The organism is Arsenophonus sp. ENCA (genome assembly GCF_002287155.1).
Taxonomy (GTDB): Bacteria; Pseudomonadota; Gammaproteobacteria; order Enterobacterales; family Enterobacteriaceae; genus Arsenophonus; species Arsenophonus nilaparvatae.
This window is the reverse complement of sequence record NZ_NHNG01000773.1, coordinates 1-1562: the sequence shown is the minus strand read 5'-3', so window position 1 is coordinate 1562 and position 1562 is coordinate 1. Positions and strand designations below refer to the sequence as shown.

The following is a 1562-nucleotide window of genomic DNA, read 5'->3' as shown; positions in this document are numbered from 1 at the left end:
TCTTAGTGGCATACCATGTATCCATCAGCACGGCGGCAAAGGGAAGGCACTTATGCCGAACTACGTTTTTTAGCATATCTTCGACGTGCTCGAGTTTCGATTTACCATCACCATCAGGATGGTAAATACGAAAATCAATGAGCCAAAATTGTTCCGTGCTGGGATTGACGTACACACAATTTACCACACCTATGCCTTTGATTACTTGGTGGGCGTTACCGCTGTATTGCCGCCGTACCAACTCAATGTGGTGCGAAAAGTTTTTGTCCAGTACTGTGTCGTCGAACACAATATAGCCATCTGGAGACAGCTTAATATCGTCCCTGACTTGCGCCCACAAAGCGCTCCCAGTTACGTGGTCGTTTCGCAAATAGCGATTAATCGCATCGTGACTCATATCTTGCGTATGATCAGCAAAATTCGTCAAGGTATAATTGATTTGGCTTATCATTAGATACTGGCAGTAATTTAAGCGGCTTGGTTTCATTTGTAACACTCTACAGAATTTTTATTCTATTTTATGTGAAATTTGCGTAAGTCCTATAACGGTTTTCGATTTGAGCGTTCATGGAGTAATGCAGTGTGGCTGGCTTTACGCGAAGTGACCGGCACCCCATCACCGGAGCGTTTTCAGGTAGAGCATATACCACTGATGGCTGACGAATGCAGACGCATTTACTACATCACCGAGTCATTGCGCCAAATTATTAATGACGCAGAAAAACAGGTTATCAAACGACTTTTACGTAAGCGTGAGAATGTCGATTCGGTTTTAGCGGAGATCAAACAGCTTTTTGAACAATTCCATCATCAACAAATCGGGATAATCACCACTCGCACCGATCACTGGTATGAAGGTGAGTTAACCCATTTCATAAAACGTCACTAATTAATCTTAACGCCCCTTCCTATAGGGGCAATCTTTCATCAATTTAACTATTGAGGAATATCCTTATGTCAAATTTAATCAACATCGAAACAAAAAACATTAACGGCGCATTGATCCAAACGGTAAATGCTCGTGATCTACATCAATTTCTAGAAGTTGGCAAAGATTTTACCACATGGGTTAAAGACCGAATTAACCAGTATGGATTTGTTGAAAATCAGGACTACATAATTGTAGAAAATTTGAGCTCCCCAAAATCGGGGAGTGCAAAATCTCGCCAACGTCCAATGAAAGACTACTGCATCAGCATCGATATGGCGAAAGAACTATCAATGGTTGAGCGCAACGAAAAAGGAAAACAGGCCACGAGTTTCGCACAAAACTAATTTGGGTACGCTAATAAAACACGGATGTGCTCAGCAATAGCATTTTTGATTACGTCCCAATTTTGTTGATAAAGGGTTATTTTTTCAGATATACGACGTTTATGTTGTTCAAACCACGCAGAAATAGCGAGAAAAATATGATTTCTTTGCGCTCGGCTCGTGCGAGCCTGACAGCGTTCAATACCACAATTTTGTTTAACTTCTCGATGATAAACTTCAACAGACCAACGGGCATCCATGATAGATTTGACGTATTCACGGGTGGGATTCTCTTTGTTTGTTACTAT

The 1562-nt window shown here is 41.3% G+C and carries 4 protein-coding genes; 2 read left to right on the top strand and 2 right to left on the bottom strand.

Annotated elements, in window-relative coordinates; translation table 11 throughout:
- Positions 1-487, bottom strand: a 487-nt coding sequence (locus tag CBG25_RS20050; protein WP_290608854.1) for a transposase, incomplete at its 3' end; no start/stop codon positions are given.
- A gap of 42 nt (positions 488-529) precedes the next feature.
- On the opposite strand from CBG25_RS20050, the gene CBG25_RS20045 reads away from it, so the two are divergent.
- Complete coding sequence (locus CBG25_RS20045) at positions 530-889, top strand: hypothetical protein (RefSeq protein ID WP_290606168.1); 360 nt, start codon at positions 530-532, stop codon at positions 887-889.
- Between the two features lie 65 nt (positions 890-954).
- Positions 955-1275, top strand: coding sequence for an antA/AntB antirepressor family protein (locus CBG25_RS20040; protein WP_366212820.1), 321 nt, complete (start codon positions 955-957; stop codon positions 1273-1275).
- On the opposite strand, the gene CBG25_RS20035 is transcribed toward CBG25_RS20040, so the two are convergent.
- Positions 1272-1562: transposase (locus CBG25_RS20035; RefSeq protein ID WP_290603789.1), on the bottom strand; the 291-nt coding region annotated here is incomplete at its 5' end. The two genes, CBG25_RS20040 and CBG25_RS20035, sit on opposite strands and share 4 nt — an antisense overlap.